Origin of the sequence: Mucilaginibacter rubeus (assembly GCF_003286415.2) — a bacterium.
GTDB classification, from domain to species: domain Bacteria; phylum Bacteroidota; class Bacteroidia; order Sphingobacteriales; family Sphingobacteriaceae; genus Mucilaginibacter; species Mucilaginibacter rubeus_A.
Genome location: NZ_CP043450.1, coordinates 3274492 through 3295139, shown reverse-complemented (window position 1 = coordinate 3295139; position 20648 = coordinate 3274492). Strand labels below are relative to the sequence as shown.

2 protein-coding genes are annotated in these 20648 nt (G+C 44.1%); both read left to right on the top strand.

Features of this window, described 5'->3' with window-relative positions; translation table 11 throughout:
* The first annotated feature begins 6 nt into the window (after positions 1-6).
* Positions 7-6306: a non-ribosomal peptide synthetase gene (locus DEO27_RS12850; protein ID WP_112575009.1), complete on the top strand. Its 6300-nt coding sequence runs from the start codon at positions 7-9 to the stop codon at positions 6304-6306.
* A 56-nt stretch (positions 6307-6362) separates the two neighbouring features.
* Positions 6363-20618: a non-ribosomal peptide synthetase gene (locus DEO27_RS12845; protein ID WP_149301874.1), complete on the top strand. Its 14256-nt coding sequence runs from the start codon at positions 6363-6365 to the stop codon at positions 20616-20618.
* Positions 20619-20648 lie beyond the last annotated feature (30 nt).

The window sequence follows — 20648 nt, the reverse complement described above, 5'->3', positions numbered from 1 at the left end:
AGCAGCATGTCAGGGCTTCAGTTTCCATTACATCCCGCGCAACGGGAGGTTTATGTAAATCAACTTTTACATATGGATAGCGCGCAATATAATATTGGCGGCTATATCATATTAAGAGGTGGTTTGGACGTGGAAAAATTTCACGAAACAGTGAGCTCGCTTCCGCTGGTTTTTGATGCTTTTAAAATGAGTTTTGATTTAACAACACCAGATTTTGTTTATCAGCTTAATGCCGATTATAATGCCTGTGAATTGATTGAGGCGGATTTTAGCACGCAGGCCAATCCGGAAGCTGAAGCTAATATATGGATGCGCCAAACTTTTAGCGCTCCTTTTGATTTAACCCGTGATAAGTTTCCGTTTGAGCATTATTTGATAAAGATTGCAGATAATGAGTATTGGTTTTTAATGAAATATCATCATTTAATTACCGATGGCTATGGCTTTATTGTAAGCATTCAATATCTGGCTAAAAAATACGAGTCGTTGACTACAGGGAAACCGTTTATATTTAATGCTCCGTCTTATCAGGCCGAAACTGTTCGGGCTAATGAAAACTATTATTCAGAGAGCTATCAAAAGGATGGTGATTACTGGAAAGGTAAAATTGAAGCGAGGCCTGAAAAGCTACTTGCGAAAAGATATCCCCTATATAACAACGAAGGTAAAATAGGTGCAACCCATAGCATTGAACTTTCAGACAATCAAAAGATCCAGCTCGAACATATTCAGTTGGTTTGTAATGCCAGTTTACAACAGTTAACCATCGCGGCGCTGATTATCTATTTTGGTAAAATTACCTCATTTACCGACTTTATATTTGGCTTGCCGGTTCACAAACGTGGATCAAGACAGCAACGGAGCACGGTTGGCATTTTTACAGGAGCGCTTCCTTTTAAAGGTGGGTATGATGCAGGGCAAACCTTAGCCGATTTACTTGGGGGAATAATAAACACACAAAAGCAGGATTATCGCCATTACAATTACCTGGTAGAAGATTTAGGCCGTGTGCTTAAAATCAATTCGGCAGTTGATAATTTGTATGATGTTATCGTAAACTACGAGCCGCTTGATTTTGATATCAATTTTGGCGAAGCGCTTGAATCAAGCATCTGGCGGTTGGCTAATGAAAGCGAACGCACACCGCTGCAATTATGCTGGCGCGATTATCATAAACAACAGCGCCTGCAATTGCAGATTCAATTTTGTTATGAATATTTCACCCAACAGGAGATAGAGCTTTTAGGCGAACGAATCTTTCATATTATTATCCAGTTTCCGGAGTTCATTCATAAAAGTATCAACGGCATCGATATTTTACCGCTGAGAGAACATGACCTGTTATCGGTGTTCAGTACATCAGATCATGAACTTGATGAAAATATAGCCAAAAACAAAAACATAATATCAGCTTTTGAAAAGCAGGTAGCCTTACGCCCGGAAGCTACGGCACTTGTATTTGATGACGAAACCATAAGCTACGGAGCACTTAATAAAAGCGCAAACAAAATAGCCAGCTATTTAAAAGGTTTAGGTGTAGGAAGCGAAACCCTGGTTGCAATTTGTATAGAACGGAGTATTGAGATGATATCCGGCATTTTGGGCATATTAAAAGCCGGAGGTGCTTATGTACCTGTGGATATTGACTACCCCAAAGAAAGGATCAACTATATCCTCGGTGATACGGGAGCGAAGATCATCCTGAGCAGCAGCGCAGGCAGTTCGGTACTGCGCGATCTGGATGCTATGATTGTGGAACTGGACAATGAACCATTGATAACAATTCAGAGCAAAGAAAATTTAAATACCATTATAAACTCAAACCAACTCGCGTATGTAATGTACACCTCCGGCTCAACCGGCAAACCTAAAGGGGTAATGGTTGAGCATGGGGGAGTTGTGAACCTTGCTGCCAGCCAGGCTGTTGCCTTGGGGTTAGTGCCCGGCATGCGTACGCTGCAGTTTGCATCTATAGGTTTTGATGCTTCCTGCTATGAGATTTTTAATACGCTTGCGAGTGGTGGTTGTTTGGTATTATGCAGAAAAGAGGCAATACTATCTGCCGAAGAATTTAAGAAACTGCTTGCTAAGCAAAAAGTAGAATTGGCGGTAATTCCTCCTTCATTTCAGCAGGCCATAGCTGATTCATTGGGAACCGTTAAAACAATAGTTTCGGCCGGTGAAGCATTAAATGAAAATATAGGAAGATATATTCAGTCCCAAGGCGTAAGGTTGATAAACGCCTACGGCCCGACAGAAAACACAGTGTGTGCGACGCTAACAGATGACCCTGTTCGTGAAGATAAAATTATAACTATTGGCAGGCCAATTGCTAATACAAGTATTCATATCAGAAATCAAGGGGGTGAATTAAGCCCGATAGGCGTACCGGGCGAGATCTGCATAGGCGGTGTACAGGTAGCGAGAGGTTACTTGAACCAACCGGAAATGACGAAAGAGAAGTTTGTCACAGATCCGTATAACGAAGAAGCAAATGCAAAACTGTACAGAACCGGTGACCAGGGCAGATGGCTGCCAGATGGTAATATCGAATACCTGGGCCGGATAGATGACCAGGTAAAGATCCGTGGTTACCGGATCGAATTAGGCGAGATTGAACAGGTGCTGTTGCAAAACGAAAACATAAGGCAGGCGGTAGTATTAGCGAGGGCGGATAAGCGAGGCACTAAAAGGCTGACTGCTTATGTGGTGATGGAAGAAGCGGCCTACGATAAACAGGGGCTACGAAATTATCTTGGCGAAAGGTTACCTGAATACATGGTGCCGAGGCTATGGGTAAGACTGGACAGCTTGCCGCTAACACCCAACGGTAAAACCGATAAACGCGCATTACCTGAAGCTGAAGCGAGCCAGGAAGAAAGCTATACTGCCCCTGAAACGACTACAGAAAAACAACTGGCAAAAATCTGGGAAGAACTGCTTGGGGTAGATAACATAGGAACAAAAGATAACTTTTTTGAGTTAGGTGGCCATTCGCTGCTCGCCATGCGTGTGATCTCCCAGGTAAGAAAGGAGCTGAACAAGGAATTGAAAATCCGTGATCTGTTCGTTTACCCAACGATAGCAGATTTAGCGAAGCAACTGGAAGAGGAAAACACCACAACAGAGGGTACGATACAGAAAGCTGCGCCAAGACCGGAATATATCCCGCTGTCTTACAGCCAGGAACGGTTGTGGTTTATCGACAGGCTGGAAGGCAGTGTACAGTATCATATCCCTGCTGTGCTGAAACTGACCGGTGAGGTAAATGTCAATGCGTTAGAAAGCGCGCTGAGAAATGTGGTAGAGCGCCATGAAGTACTGCGTACAGTGATTAGGGAACATGAAGGGCAAGGTTACCAATATATCAAAGCTAACAACTGGGCATTAAAGCAAAGCAGGATAAACGAAAACAAAGCAGAACTCAAAGCATATATCAGCCAGGAAGTCAACAGGCCGTTTGACTTGTCACAGGATGATATGCTAAGGGCGGAGCTGATCGCAACAGCAAAAGACGAATATGTACTGCTATTGGTCCTGCACCATATCGCCGCCGATGGCTGGTCGATGCCGGTATTGGTAAGGGAGTTCAGCAAGCTTTATAGCAGCTACAACAAAAGCGAGCCAATAAAACTTAAAGCACCGGAGATCCAATATGCGGACTATGCGATCTGGCAAAGGGAATATCTGAATGCCGAAAAACTGCAAAGCAAACTGAGCTATTGGGAAGAAAAGTTAGCAGGCACAACAACGCTTGAATTACCAACCGATCACATGCGCCCGGCGGTACAAAGCAGCAGGGGATCGGTATATGAATTCATGATAGCTAAAGAACAGGCAGAACAACTAAAACAGTTAAGCCTTGAACAAGGCGCAACGCTGTACATGACGCTGCTGGCTATCTTTAAAGTGTTGCTTTACCGTTATAGTGGTCAGGAAGATATTTGTGTTGGTACCCCGGTAGCCAACCGTGACAGGGAAGAAACCGCAGAGCTGATCGGCTTTTTTGTAAACACACTTGGGCTAAGAACAACGTTAAACGGAGAGGAAACATTTACAACGTTATTAAGCAAAGTAAAGCAAACCACGCTGGAAGCATACGGCCACCAGGAAGTGCCGTTTGAAAAAGTAGTAGAAGCGGTAGTAAAAGAAAGGGATCTAAGCAGGAGCCCACTGTTCCAGGTAATGTTTGTGCTGCAAAATACAGGAGTTATCCCAACCTTTGAAATAGGCGATATCAAGGTCACAGGTGAACGCGCGGGTGACTATTCGAGCAAATATGACCTGAGCTATAACGCGGAGGAAACTAAAGATGGCATCCGGATCGCGGTAGAATACAATACCGATTTGTACGAGGCTACGACGGTTGAAAGGATGGCGGGACATTATTCACAGTTGATAACATCGGTAATTATCCAACCGGCAACCGAGATCAATAAACTTCAGTTACTAAGCAAAGCAGAAGAGCTGCAATTAGCTTTATTTAACGAAACAGAAGCAAACTATCCGAAAGAAGAAAATATCGTTAGCCTGTTTGAAGCGCAATCAATAAAAACACCTGAGGTTATAGCACTGGTATTTGAAGATGAAACAATAAGCTACGGGGAACTAAATGAACATGCCAACCAGATAGCGCATTTTCTAATCAAACAAGGTATAGGCAAAGAGTCACTTGTAGCCATCTGTATAGAACGCGGCCTCAATATGATGGCAGGCATTCTTGGTATCCTAAAGGCAGGTGCAGCTTATGTACCGGTTGATATGGACTATCCAAAAGAACGCATCAGCTACATCCTTGAAGATACTCAAGCTGCTATTGTTTTAACAAGTAACACAGCCAAGGCAAACCTGACCGGCATAAATGCTCAGATTATCGAACTGGATAATAACGATGAAATAAAAGCCCAAAGCAGCGAAAACATAAATATAGCCATTGAGCCTAACCAACTTGCTTATGTGATGTATACTTCAGGCTCAACCGGAAAACCTAAAGGGACAATGGTTGAACAAGGCAACATAGTGAGCCTGGTGAAGAATGCGTGCTATTTTGAAGCTGATAACAATGACACTTTATTGGTAACCGGTTCTCCATCATTTGATGCAACTACATTTGAGTATTGGAGTATGCTGCTCAACGGAGGCAAACTAATACTTTGTAATGATAAAGAACTATTCAATAGCAAAACGCTCAAAAATCTGATAACAAAGCATAAAGTTACTGTAATGTGGTTCACGTCAAGTTGGTTCAATCAACTTGCTGATGACGCGCCGGAAGTGTTTAAAGGATTAAATACCATATTGGTTGGCGGCGAGAAACTTTCAGTTCCGCATATCAAAAAGATCAGATCGACGTACCCGGATCTGAAACTGATAAACGGTTATGGGCCTACAGAAAACACAACGTTCTCTTTAACTTATGCCATATCCGAAATTAACGCCGACGGAATAATCCCGATAGGTAAACCTTTAAACAACCGCAATGCCTATATTCTTGGTCCGGCAAATCAACAGGCCCCTATATGTGTATTTGGGGAAGTATGGCTTGGTGGTGCGGGTGTGTCTCGCGGCTATTTAAATCAACCCGAATTAACCAGTCAGAAGTTTGTTAAAGACCCTTTTACATCCGCCAATACGTTGATGTACAAAACCGGTGATATTGGCCGCTGGCTTGCTGACGGTAATATAGAATATCGGGGCAGGGTAGATGATCAGGTTAAGATCAGGGGGTACAGGGTTGAGTTAGGCGAAATAGAAAGTGTATTGCTGCAAAGCGGTCTCGTTAGCCAGGGTGTTGTACTGGCCCATCCCGATAAAAACGGTGTTAACCGCCTAACCGGCTACGTGGTTGCAGATACTACACTTGACAAACAAAAACTCCAGGAATACCTCCATAACCAAATGCCGGATTACATGGTGCCCCGTTTTTGGGTACAAATGCAAAGTTTCCCGCTCACAACTAATGGAAAGGTAAATAAACGTGCCCTGCCTGAGGCGGAGTTATCGGCAGTGCCTGCGCAAGGTTACGTAGCCGCTCGCAACGAGGTTGAAAAGCAGTTAACAAAAATCTGGCAGGAATTGCTCGGCGTAAACCCCATTGGCGTTCATGACAATTTTTTTGAATTGGGAGGGCACTCGGTATTAGCTATGCGGGTTGTCCACCACATCGAAAAGGAATTTTCTATAGATATTCCCATCAGCGTCCTGTTTCAATTTGCCTCTATCAGCGAATTAAGTAAGTATATAACCGTCCGCAACAGTAATAAAGCAAGCAATCAAACATCATCATTTACAATAGTTGACATCTAAGCCGAAAAACCTAATCCTCCCTCTTCAAACCCCCGATTTTCCAAAGAAAGTAGTACATGAAAGAATTGTTTACTAAAGCGATTGATATTTTATACCTGGCCGAACAAAATGATGTAAAGATCATATTGAACGGAGATCGTCTGCAACTTCAGGTTCCTGAAAACGTTGCTGTCGATCCGTTGCTTATCGACGAAATAAGGGAAAATAAAGAGTCAATTATCAGCTTCTTAAAGCAGGACAGCTGGAATATCAATGCAGATGCTGACAATAAAATAATACCGTTTAACAGAAATACCGTTTCGAGCATTCCGGTATCATTTAGTCAAGAGCGTTTATGGTTTGTGGATAAGTTACAAGGCAGCCTGCAATACCACTTATCTGAAGTGCTTTTATTACAGGGAAATCTGGATGTTGACGCGTTGGAAAATACTTTCAAAACCATCGTTAACCGCCACGAGGTACTCCGCACGGTGATCGGGGAAAAAGAAGGGGCCGCTTACCAGGAAATAAAGGTTGCTGATGGCTGGCACTTAGGCCGTGATCTTTCGGGTGGTTACGTGAACGGTACCGAAGCATTGAAAGAGCGCATCAGTTTACTCATTGAAAAGCCTTTCGATCTTGCCGCCGATGATATGCTTCGCGCTGATGTGATCAAGCTTGAAAACGGGATACATATATTAGTTGTCACCATACACCATATAGCCGGTGATGCATGGTCGATGCCTATCCTTGTGCAGGAGATTACCGCTTTGTACCAGGCATATATTAAAAATGAAAAACTTGAGTTACCCGCGTTACCATTGCAGTTTGCCGATTTTGCCTTGTGGCAACGTAATCCTATTCATGAGCAGCAACTGGAAAACAAGCTGGAGTACTGGAAGCAAAAACTCGCTGATGTTCAGCAACTGCAGTTACCGGCTGATAGTATCAGGTCATCAGGAGCCGTTGTCAATGGTTCGACACTAACATTTAATATTGGCAGCGACCTTACCGGTGCATTACACAAGTTAAGCCAGAAGAACGGCGCAACACTGTATATGACCCTGCTTACTGCGTTCAAGATATTACTTTACCGCTACAGCGGGCAGGAAGATATCTGCGTTGGTACTTCGATAGCAGGTCGCCCGCAACGCGAGTTGGAGCAATTGATTGGCTTTTTTGTAAATACACTCGCCCTTCGCGATCAGGTAAAAGGCGAAGCTACATTTAATCGACTACTGGCTGATGTAAAACAAACAGTGCTTGATGCTTTTAGCCATCAGGATGTGCCGTTTGAACGCGTCGTGGAAGCAACTGTGAAAGAGCGCGAAGCAGGTATCAGCCCGCTTTTTCAGGTGATGCTGGTTTTGGGTAACACTCCCGAGATCCCGGCTATAACCCTTGGCGATCTGGAATTGTCAGGATACGGTTACGAACATAAGACCGTAAAATTTGATCTTACCTTTTTTGTAACAGAAACAAAGTATGGCTTAAAATGGGCAGTACAATACAATACTGATCTTTATAACACAGCGCGCATTAGGCGCATGGTGAAGCATTTCGAAATGTTGCTGATCTCTATCGTCACGAACCCCGATATGGAGATCAGCAAGCTCAGGTTATTGAGCCGCAAAGAAGAGCTGTGGCTGTTCAAGAACGAACGTAGCCATTGCGCATACATCGCCAATGAAACCATCATTGAACTATTCCTGGCCCAGGCGCTACTAAATCCCGATATACAGGCAGTTGTATTTGAAGGTAGGGCGCTGACTTATCGCGAACTGCATGTGCGCTCTAATCAACTTGCTCATCACCTGCAGCGTTACGGCGTAAAAACAGGTGTATTGGTGCCTGTTTATATGGAGCGCGGTTTGGATATGATCGTAGCTATTTTGGGAATCCTTAAGGCGGGAGGAGCTTATGTTCCTGTTGATACCGATTTTCCGTCTGATCGTGTAAAACATATCCTGGATGATACACGGGCAGGGATTATCGTAAGCAGCAGCAAATTTGCAGATCGAGCTGCTTCAGTAACTCAGTTCCAGAAGGTTTGGGAATTGGATAATATGGAGTGGGAACTTTCCCTCGAACCGGAAAATGATCCCGAGATATTCCCTTCACCCGATGATTTGGCTTATGTGATCTATACTTCCGGCTCAACGGGCAAACCCAAAGGTGTACTCGTAGATCACGACAGCCTTACGGATTATGTGTATGGCTTAAATGAGCGTGCCAGGATAGGTGATTGCGAAACTTTCGGTCTGATGTCGACTATCGCAACCGATCTTGGAAATACTGTGTTATTTAGTTCGCTGGTTTACGGCGGAACGCTGCATGTTTTCTCTAAGGAGATAGTGAGCAATGTCCATCAGATTCATCGCTATTTTAACGAAAACCGGATCGACTGTATTAAAATTGTGCCATCTCATTGGAAAGCGCTGTCACCGGAAACGGATGCGCCATTGTTACCTGCAAAACTGTTGATCTTTGGCGGCGAAACTTTACCTAAAGAATCTGTAGAGCGTATTGCCCGTTATGGCGATTGCCGGGTAGTTAATCATTATGGCCCTACTGAAACCACTATAGGCAAATTATTATACGAGGCATCCGGTCAGGTAATTGAGGGGCCGCGCATTCCAATAGGGCGCCCATTCTCCAATACTATCGTTTACGTTTTAGGCAAAGAACTGGAACGTTGCCCAATTGGTATCCCCGGCGAGCTCTATATCGGCGGCAGGGGATTAGCACAGGGATATCATCGTTTGCCTAAATTAACCAAAGAAAAATTTATTGCCGACCCGTACCGCAGGGAGGGTGCCAGGATTTACCGCACCGGCGACCGCGTAGTTATGCGCGCCGATGGCAATATCGAATACCTAGGCCGCATGGACGACCAGGTAAAGATAAGAGGCTACCGGGTTGAACCCGGCGAAGTTGCCCTGGTACTTGAACACAGCAAGTATATAAGCCAGGCGGCTGTATTGGCTCTCGACGATAAATTGGGCAATAAGCAATTGGTAGCCTATATCATACCATCAGCAAAGTTTGAACCCGTTGGATTGAATGTCTACCTTAAAGAGCATTTGCCAGATTATATGCTGCCATCGCATCTTATTCAATTAACAGCAATTCCTCTAACCGCGAACGGAAAAATAGATCGTAAAGCTTTACCTCATCCGGAAGTACAGATATCTGGCAGGGGATTCATTGCTCCTCGCAACAAGGTTGAAAGCAGACTTGCTGAAATCTGGCAAAATATCCTTGAGATTGAAGAAATCGGCATTAACGATAACTTTTTTGAACTTGGCGGCCATTCATTATTGGCGGTAAAGCTAATAGCCGAAGTCAGAAAAGCCTTTGAGCAGGACCTTTCCATAGGCGAAGTATTCGATTATCCAACAATCGGTTCATTGTCGTCACGTTTAGGTCGCGCGGAGCAAAATACAGCGGCCACTATCATCGCGCAAACCCGCCCGGAACGCATACCGTTGTCATATAGCCAGGAGCGTTTATGGTTTATCGACCGGATGTTAGGCAGTGTTCAATATCATGTACCGGCGGTATTCAACTTGTCAGGGACATTAAATGTCGAAGCACTGGAAAAAACGTTTCGGGAAATTGTGAACCGTCATGAAGTATTGCGCACGATTATTTTTGAACAGGACGGTGAGGGATATCAGCAAGTAAAACCTGCAAATACCTGGACATTAAAGCAAACTGATGCAAAACATTACCAGGATCAGCATTTATCACTTGAGCAATACATTAAATTGCAAATAGCGCAGCCATTTGATCTTTCTGCAGATGATATGCTTCGCGCGGAGCTGATAAAAGTTAATGAAAGCGAATTTGCACTGCTGCTCACGATGCACCATATTGCTTCAGATGGTTCGTCATCGGCTATATTGGCAAAAGAATGGATTGAATTATACAACGCTTTTTCGACTAACAGGCAACTGGAACTTCCCGCATTAACAGTCCAATATCCTGACTATGCCATCTGGCAAAGGGCTACTTTGCAAGGCGATCTATTAGCCTCAAAACTTGCTTACTGGGAACGGAAGTTAACCGGTGTAAGTACGCTTCAGCTACCGGCCGACCGTCAACGCCCGGCCGAACAAAGCACTAACGGTGCGCTGTATGAGTTTGAGATAGCGTCCGGAATTACAGGCAGACTACATGAATTAAGCGTACAAAACGGAGTGTCGATTTACATGACATTGCTGTCGGCCTTTAATATCCTGTTGTATCGTTATAGCGGACAGGAAGATATCTGTGTAGGTAGCCCGATAGCAAATCGCAATCAGCCTGAAATAGCGGAATTGATAGGTTTCTTCGTAAATACATTGGCCATACGGAGCCATTTGGACGGAGAGATGCCGTTTATCAAATTTTTGGCGCAGGTAAAACAAACTATGCTGGAGGCCTACGAGCACCAGGATGTGCCGTTTGAAAAAGTGGTTGAAGCTGTTGTAAAAGAAAGGGATTTAAGCAGGAGCCCATTGTTTCAGGTGATGTTTGTGTTGCAGAACACCACCCGCGTACCTGAATTGCAATTTGGCGATCTGACACTAAAGCAAACGAAAGACGAGCACCAGACCGCCAAATTTGATATCACCCTGTTTGTCATTGAATCGGAAAATGGCCTGCAAGTTGCACTTGAGTATAATACTGATATTTATGACGAGGCGACTATTAGCCGTATGGCAAGCCATTATAGCCAGTTGCTAAACGCTATCGTCGATGCACCAAATGAAACAGTTGGCCATTTGAATATGATTGGTGAGACTGAACGTGTTCAGCTCGAACTGTTCAACGCAACCAAAGTTGATTTTACTGGCGATGAAAGCATTGTAAGCCTGTTTGAAGAGCAGGTTTTGAAAAGTCCTGACGCAATAGCATTGGTATTTGAAGGTGAAGAATTGAGTTATCAGGCTTTAAATGAGCAAGCTAACCGACTGGCCAGATACCTTCAGAAACACGGTGTAACCAATGAAACCCTTGTGCCTGTTTGTACAGAGCGCGGTTTGGGAATGATCATATCGATTCTTGGTATTTTGAAAGCTGGTGGTGTTTATGTACCGATTGATCCAGATTTTCCACAGGATCGGATTAACTACATGATAGCCGATACCGGCGCATCTGTGGTTGTAAGCACCAAACAAAGCAGCAAATATGTTTTGAACCCAGCTGTATTGGTTATTGAGGTTGATGGGCTGAACGAAAATGCTATAGCTCAGGAGGCAAAAGACAATCTTGGGATAGCCATAAATGCCGAACAGTTGATTTACATCCTTTATACTTCTGGTTCAACCGGCAAGCCTAAGGGTGTAATGATGCCTGAGTGTGCTATGTTTAACTTGTTAAACTGGCAGGAAACCCAATTTAAAAATAAAAGCCGCAAAGTTTTACAATTTGCCGCTTACACCTTTGATGTAAGTTTCCAGGAGATATTTTCGACGCTTTGCTTTGGAAATAGGCTTTGCCTTATTGATGGTGATACCCGTCGGGATCTGGATGCTTTAATTGATCATATTGCTAAGCATGAGCTGACGCATTTATTTTTCCCGGTAGTTGTGCTTCAAAATATAGCCGAACAGATCATTGCTGTTCCGGATTTTTCATTTGCGGTTGAAGAGATCATCGTTGCAGGCGAGCAATTAAAGATCACGGATGAAGTAAAAACGTTGATCAGGAATACAGGAATAAAAGTGATCAATCAATACGGGCCTACCGAAGCGCATGTGGTAAGCAGCTTTACTGTTGATAGTTCAACACTTTCGGTTTTGCCTCCTATCGGCGTGCCTGTATCAAACACGCAGATCTACATCAGAAACGCATCAGGCGAGTTAAGTCCGATAGGCGTACCGGGCGAGATCTGCATAGGCGGTGTACAGGTAGCAAGAGGTTATTTGAACCAGCCGGAGCTGACGAAAGAGAAATTCATTGCAGACCCGTATAGCGAGGATAAAAACGCCAGGCTGTACAGAACCGGGGACCAGGGCAGATGGCTACCAGACGGCAATGTCGAATATTTAGGAAGGATAGATGACCAGGTAAAGATCCGTGGTTACCGGATTGAATTGGGCGAGATTGAGCAGGTTTTATTGCAGAACGAAAACGTAAGGCAAGCGGTAGTATTAGCGAGGGCAGATAAACAAGGCACGAAAAGACTGACAGCCTACGTGGTAATGGAAGAAGCAGCCTACGATAAACAGGAGTTACAAAATTATCTTGGCGAAAGGTTACCGGAATACATGGTGCCGAGGCTATGGGTAAGACTGGACAGTTTGCCATTGACCCCAAACGGCAAGACGGACAAACGCGCTCTGCCTGAAGCAGAAGCAATGCAGGAAGAAAGCTACACTGCTCCTGAAACAGCTACAGAAAAGCAACTGATAAAAATCTGGGAAGAACTGCTTGGTGTAGAGAAAATAGGGACAAAAGATAATTTCTTTGAGTTGGGCGGGCATTCGCTATTGGCTATGCGCGTAATCTCGCAGGTAAGAAGAGAACTAAATAAAGAACTAAAGATCCGTGACCTGTTTGTTTACCCGACTATCGCGGATTTGGCGAAACAACTGGAAGTAGAAAACATCACAGCAGGAGGTACGATACAAAAGGCAGAGCCAAGACCTGAATACATTCCGTTGTCATATAGCCAGGAAAGATTGTGGTTTATAGACAGACTGGAAGGTAGCGTACAATACCATATCCCTGCGGTACTGAAACTGACCGGCGAGGTAAACACAGCTGCCCTTGAAAACGCGCTGATAAATGTGGTAGAACGCCATGAAGTACTGCGTACCGTGATCAGAGAACACGAGGGGCAAGGTTTCCAATATGTCAAAGCCAATAACTGGGCATTAAAGCAAAGCGGGATAAACGAAAACAAAGCAGAACTCAAAGCATATATCAGCCAGGAAGTCAACAGGCCGTTTGACTTGTCACAGGATGATATGCTGAGGGCAGAGCTGATCGCAACAGCAAAAGACGAATACATCTTGCTGTTGGTACTGCACCATATCGCGGCCGATGGCTGGTCGATGCCGGTATTGGTAAGGGAGTTCAGCAAGCTTTATAGTAGCTACAACAAAAGCGAGCCAATAAAACTTAAAGCCCCGGAGATCCAATATGCGGATTACGCGATCTGGCAGAGGGAATACCTGAGTGCCGAAAAGCTGCAAAGCAAACTAAGCTACTGGGAAGAAAAGTTAGCAGGCACAACTACGTTGGAATTGCCAACTGACCATATGCGTCCGGCTGTACAAAGCAGCAGGGGATCGGTATATGAGTTTACGATAGCCAAAGAACAGGCAGCGCAATTAAAACAGTTAAGCCTTGAACAGGGTGCTACGCTGTACATGACCCTACTGGCAATATTTAAAGTACTGCTTTACCGTTATAGTGGTCAAGAAGATATCTGTGTAGGTACGCCTGTAGCTAACCGCGATAGGAAAGAAACTGCTGAACTTATCGGCTTTTTCGTGAACACGCTTGCACTAAGAACAGCCCTGAACGGAGAAGAAACATTTACAGAACTATTAAGCAAAGTAAAGCAAACCACACTGGAAGCTTACGGCCACCAGGAAGTACCGTTTGAAAAAGTAGTAGAAACGGTAGTAAAAGAAAGGGATCTCAGCAGGAGCCCGCTGTTCCAGGTAATGTTTGTGCTGCAGAATACAGGCGTTATCCCGACATTAGAGTTGGGCGATATTAAAATCACCGGCGAACGTGCAGGTGATTATTCCAGCAAATATGACCTGAGCTATAACGCTGAGGAAACTAAAGATGGGATCAGGATCGTAGCGGAATACAATACCGATTTATATGAGGCAGAGACCATTGAAAGGATGGCCGGTCACTATGTACAGCTGATCGCATCGGTAACTGAAACACCTGCAACTCAACTTAACAAGTTAAAGTTGTTAAGCCAGGCGGAAGAGCTACAACTACAAAAGTTCAACGAAACAGCAGCGGCATATCCTAAAGAAGAAAATATTGTCAGCCTGTTTGAAAAACAGGTACAAACCAGTCCAACTGCGACAGCATTGGTATTTGAAGGAGAAACAGTAAGCTATCAGGAACTAAATGAGCGTTCCAACCAGATAGCAAATTATCTAAAAGCGCGAGGCGTAAAAGCGGAATCATTAGTAGCGATCTGTATTGAACGCGGCATCAATATGATGGCGGGTATATTAGGTATCCTGAAAGCAGGAGCAGCTTATATACCGGTTGATATGGACTACCCGAAAGAGCGCATCAGCCATATCCTTGAAGATACTCAAGCTAATATAATACTAAGCAGCAGCACAGGCAAAGCAACCCTAACTGGTGCAAATGCTCAAGTTATCGAGCTTGACAGTAACGAAGAAATAAAAGCCCAAAGCGGCGAAAACATAGATATAGCTATTGAGCCTAACCAGCTGGCCTATGTGATGTATACTTCAGGTTCAACCGGAAAACCTAAAGGGGTAATGGTGGAGCACCAAAGCATCGCCAATTATTGCAATGGTTTTGTGAATTACTTTGGTATCACAGCAGCAGACAACGTGCTTCAGCAATCATCGGTATCATTTGATACCATGTGTGAGGAAATTTATCCGGCGCTGATAACAGGTGCCAAAGTAGTGATTGTAAAAGAAGGCGGTAAAGATGTAGATAGTATCAAATACCTGCTAAAAACAGAAGAGATAACAATCCTGAGCGCTACGCCAACGGTAATAGCTTACCTGAACAAAGAAGCGGCAAATAATAAAATTGATATTCAAAACCTGCGCTATATCATTAGCGGGGGAGAACTGTTGCAGCCAGGTTTTGTAGATCACCTGTATCCAAAAGTACAGGTAGTAAACAGCTACGGCCCAACCGAGGGAACGGTATGCGCGAGCTATTATACAATTAATGATATCAACAAAGCAGCGCTGATAGGCTCTCCGGTATCGAATACACAGATCTACATCAGGAATAAAGAGGGCGAGTTAAGCCCGATAGGTGTACCGGGGGAGATCTGTATTGGCGGTGTACAGGTAGCAAGAGGCTATTTGAACCAACCGGAACTATCAAAAGAAAAGTTCATCACAGATCCGTATAGCGAGGATGAAAACGCCAGGCTGTACAGAACCGGCGATCAGGGCAAATGGTTGTCAGATGGTAACATCGAATACCTGGGCAGGATAGACGACCAGGTAAAGATCAGGAGTTACCGGATTGAGTTGGGTGAGATCGAGCAGGTGCTGCTTCAAAACGAAAACGTAAGGCAAGCGGTAGTATTAGCGAGAGCTGATAAACAGGGCAGCACGAAAAGGCTGATCGCCTACGTGGTAATGGAAGAAGCAGCCTACGATAAACAGGAGCTACAGAATTATCTTGGCGAAAGGTTACCTGAATACATGGTACCAAGGCTATGGGTAAGACTGGACAGCCTGCCTTTAACACCCAACGGTAAAACCGATAAGAAGGCATTGCCCGAAGCGGAAGCAAACCAGGAAGAAAGCTACACAGCACCAGAAACCAAAGCAGAAAAACAACTGACAAAAATCTGGGAAGAGTTGCTGGGCGTAGAAAAGATAGGGACGAAAGATAATTTCTTTGAGCTGGGCGGGCATTCGCTGCTGGCTATGCGGGTGATCTCGCAGGTAAGAAGAGAGCTGAACAAAGAACTAAAGATCCGTGATTTGTTTGTTTACCCGACTATCGCGGAACTGGCAAAGCAACTGGAAGTTGAAAATACCACAACAGAAGGAACGATACAAAAAGCAGAGCCAAGACCGGAATATATCCCGCTATCCTACAGCCAGGAAAGGTTATGGTTTATCGACAGGCTGGAAGGCAGTGTACAGTATCATATCCCTGCTGTGCTGAAACTGAGCGGTGAGGTAAATGTCAATGCCTTAGAAAGCGCGCTGAGAAATGTGGTAGAGCGCCATGAAGTACTGCGTACAGTGATTAGGGAACATGAAGGGCAAGGTTACCAATATATCAAAGAAAACAACTGGGTGTTAAAGCAAAGTGAGATTAACCAGGCGGAGCTTCAAGGATATATCAGCCAGGAAGTCAACAGGCCTTTTGATCTGTCACAGGATGATATGCTAAGGGCGGAGCTGATAGAAACAGCAAAACAAGAATATGTACTGCTGTTGGTCCTGCACCATATCGCCGCCGATGGTTGGTCGATGCCGGTATTGGTAAGGGAGTTCAGCAAGCTTTATAGCAGCTACAACAAAAACGAGCCGATAGAATTAAAAGCACCAGAGATTCAGTATGCGGATTACGCGATCTGGCAGAGGGAATACCTGAATGCCGAAAAGCTGCAAAGCAAACTAAGCTACTGGGAAGAAAAGTTAGCAGGCACAGCAACGCTTGAACTGCCAACCGATCATATGCGCCCGGCTGTCCAAAGCAGCAGGGGAGCAGTTTATGAGTTTACCATAAATAAAGAACAAACAATAAAACTGCAGCAGCTGAGCCTTGAACAAGGCGTAACACTGTATATGACGCTGCTGGCGATATTTAAAGTTTTGCTTTACCGCTATAGCGGCCAGGAAGATCTGTGTGTAGGTACCCCGGTAGCCAACCGAGACAGGGAAGAAACGGCAGAACTGATTGGCTTTTTTGTGAACACGCTGGCGTTGAGAACAAATCTCAACGGAGAAGAGGCGTTTACAGAACTGCTAAGCAAAGTAAAACAAACCACGCTTGAGGGATACAGCCACCAGGAAGTACCGTTTGAAAAAGTAGTAGAAGTGGTAGTAAAAGAAAGAGATCTGAGCAGGAGCCCGCTATTCCAGGTGATGTTTGTGCTGCAGAATACAGGAGCTATCCCAACCCTTGAACTGGCTGATATTAAAATCACCGGCGAGCGAGCAGGTGACTATTCCAGCAAATATGATCTGAGCTATAACGCCGAGGAAACTAAAGGCGGCATCCGGATCGTAGCGGAATACAACACCGATCTTTATAAAGCTGCAACCATCGAAAGGATGGCTGGTCATTATGTTCAACTGATTCAGGCGGTAATAGAAAATTCGGCAAATCAGATCAATAAGCTTCAGTTACTAAATAAAATTGAAGTAGAACAATTACAATCATTCAACGATACAACAATAGACCATCCGAAAGATGAGAATATTGTTGGTCTGTTTGAAAAACAGGTACGAATAGATCCAACAGCAACAGCATTGGTGTTTGGGGGAGAAACAGTAAGCTATCAGGAACTAAATGAAAGATCAAATCGGATAGCGCATTATCTAAAAGCAGATGGTGTAAAAACGGAAAGTCTTGTAGCGATTTGTATCGAACGCGGCATCAATATGATAACTGGTATATTAGGTGTTCTGAAATCAGGAGCAGCCTATGTACCGGTTGATATGGATTATCCGAAAGAGCGCATCAGCTATATCCTTGAGGACACTCTGGCAACGATAATATTGACCAGCAGCATAGGCAGGGCAAATCTAAATGATATAAACGCTCAAGTTATTGAACTTGATAATAATCAGGAAATAGCAAACCAAAGCGGCGACAATCTGAATATTGCTATCGCTTCAAGCCAACCGGCCTATGTCATCTACACCTCTGGCTCAACAGGCAAACCAAAAGGGGTAATGATAGAACATGGTAACCTGATCAGCTATCTCGTAAATAACAAAACGAAATATATCAGCAACAATGGTAGTAAATCAGGCACTTTCATCCATTTATCATACACATTTGATGCCTCAGTTACCGGTTTGTTTATGCCGTTGATCAATGGCAGATCGATAGTGATAGCAGGTGCAAAATATAATAACGTATTTGAAGACGAGAACCTGCTGAAGTATGCACCTTATGAGTTTATTAAATTAACCCCGGCACATATCAGTCTGCTACAAGAAGCAACATCGGGCGAAGACAGAAGTAGGCTTGCCGACAGACTGGTAATAGGTGGGGAAGCGCTTCGGTTAAACCATTTTGATGGCTACAATACTGGCATGTGTGACACGGAAATTATTAATGAATACGGTCCGACTGAAGCTACTGTTGGTTGCAGCGTTTACAGTTTCAAGCTGTCGGATAACCTTGAAAATATCCCTTCAGATATTCCTATCGGCAAGCCCATCTCCAATACAACACTATACGTCCTGAATGAATATGGTGATCAGCAGCCTATTGGTGTAAAAGGAGAACTGTATATTGGCGGTGAAGGTGTGGCGCGCGGATATTTGAACAACGCTGATTTGACTTTGACGAAATTTATTCCAAGCCATTTCAAAACAGGGGAGCGCCTTTACCGAACCGGTGATAGCGCCAGATGGTTATCTGACGGAAACCTTGAATACCTGGGCAGGCAGGACGACCAGGTAAAGATCCGTGGCTACCGGATAGAATTGGGCGAGATTGAAAGCGCGCTACTTCAAAATCCTGAAGTATTACAAGCCGTAGTGCTCGCCCGCGAAGATAAGCAGGGAGTTAAACGCCTTTGCGCTTATGTGGTGACAGACGAAGCAGCTTTTGACAAACAACAATTGCAGCAATATCTGCAAGAGCTCCTGCCCGAATATATGATACCCCGCCTTTGGGTAAGAATGGAAAGTTTACCCTTAACAATAAACGGTAAAATAGATAAGAAAGCCTTACCCGAAGCAGAAATAAGCGAACTGATACCGGAAACTCAGGTTGCTCCCCGTAATCAAACCGAAGAACAACTTGCAGAAATCTGGCAGGAACTTTTAGGGATAGATCAAATAGGCATCTATGATAATTTCTTCGAGCTTGGCGGTGATTCTATCCTGACCATACAGGTGGTAAGCAGGGCGCGTAAATATGGAATAGAAATTCAGCCTAAGGATATATTTTACCACCAGGTAATAGCACGCCTCGCCGAGGCTGTGCATAAAAACGGTGCCGGCAAAATCAAAACTGAACAAGGGACATTAAACGGCGACGTGGGTTTACTCCCTATTCAGCAATGGTATCTCGAACAACATCAAACAGAGATCTCGCATTATAACCAGGCTGTTTTGTTATCGATAGATAAAAATATTAGTGTAGTAACCCTACAAACATGTTTCGATGCTTTGGTTGCTTATCATGATGCCTTAAGGTTACAATACGGCAACACCAATGGCAATTGGGAACAACATTACGGCACAGCCAAAGTAGAGGTATTAGTTGAAGACCTGACCAATGTGCAGGATTTAACCGCCGGTATTAGTGCATATGCCAATGAGTACCAGCGCAGCCTGTCAATTACCGAAGGCAGACTAATTAATGTGGTGCTGATGAAAACGGCGGACAATGAAACCGCGAACCGACTTTCGATCGTTGTGCATCATTTGGCCATTGACGGTGTATCATGGAGAATTATACTAAACGATTTAAATACCCTGCTCGATAAAATTACCAATGGCGAAATACCAAATTTGGGTGCTAAGGGAAGCTCATACAGGCAATGGTACCAGGCCTTAATTCAATACAGCGAAAGCAGAAGGTTATTGGCGCAGGAGAAATATTGGGAGCAGATCACAAGCAGCTATGAACCATTACCGGTCGATATAGAATTTGCCCGTAAAGCCCAGGTTGGCGATATGGCTAATATCCGCGTAAAGCTCAATACCGAATATACAGCCCTTTTGCTCCGCGAAGTACCAAAAGTGTATCATACAGAAATAAACGACCTGTTATTAGCCCCTTTGGCCGGAGTATTAGGTAACTGGGCTGGTAAACAGGAGATTGTTGTAGGTTTGGAAGCTCATGGTCGTGAGTCAATAACCGATGGGGTTGATATAAGTCGCACAGTTGGTTGGTTTACCAGCCTCTACCCGGTAAAACTCAGGACTGCAGCAGATAAAGACTGGTTGATAAAAGAAGTTAAAGAAGAGTTGAGGAAGGTAGCTGATAAAGGCCTGGGTTTTGGAGTTTTAAAATATATCAACAAGGTTGACAGCTTACAGGGAAATGATCCATGGGATATCATGTTCAATTACCTGGGGCAGTTTGATCAGGCCATAAATTCTGGGAAATGGTTTGGTTATGCTAATGAAGATAGTGGGGAATCTGTACACAAAACGCAGTTTTCGCCGGTTAAAATCACAATAAATAGCTATATTATTGCCGGAGAACTCACAGTAAACTGGAGTTTTAGTAACAAGCATTATATTGAAACAACGATTAATGATTTGTCGCTAAAGTATATAACCTATCTGTCACAATTAATTGATCACTGTTTGGAACAAGCCAAATCAAAAGCAGTATTTACACCCGCCGACTACGGCTTAGGGGCCGAGATAAATTACCAGGAACTGGACAAGTTTCTGGATGATAATGATACGGATAATATCATGAGTTTTTAAGTTACAGGTTTTATGGAAATAGGTGAATTT

Bases quoted from the DNA above. Each gene is read 5' to 3' on its own strand.
- DEO27_RS12850 (WP_112575009.1), top strand. From the start codon at position 7: ATGTCAGGGCTTCAGTTTCCATTACATCCCGCGCAACGGGAGGTTTAT.
- DEO27_RS12845 (WP_149301874.1), top strand. From the start codon at position 6,363: ATGAAAGAATTGTTTACTAAAGCGATTGATATTTTATACCTGGCCGAA.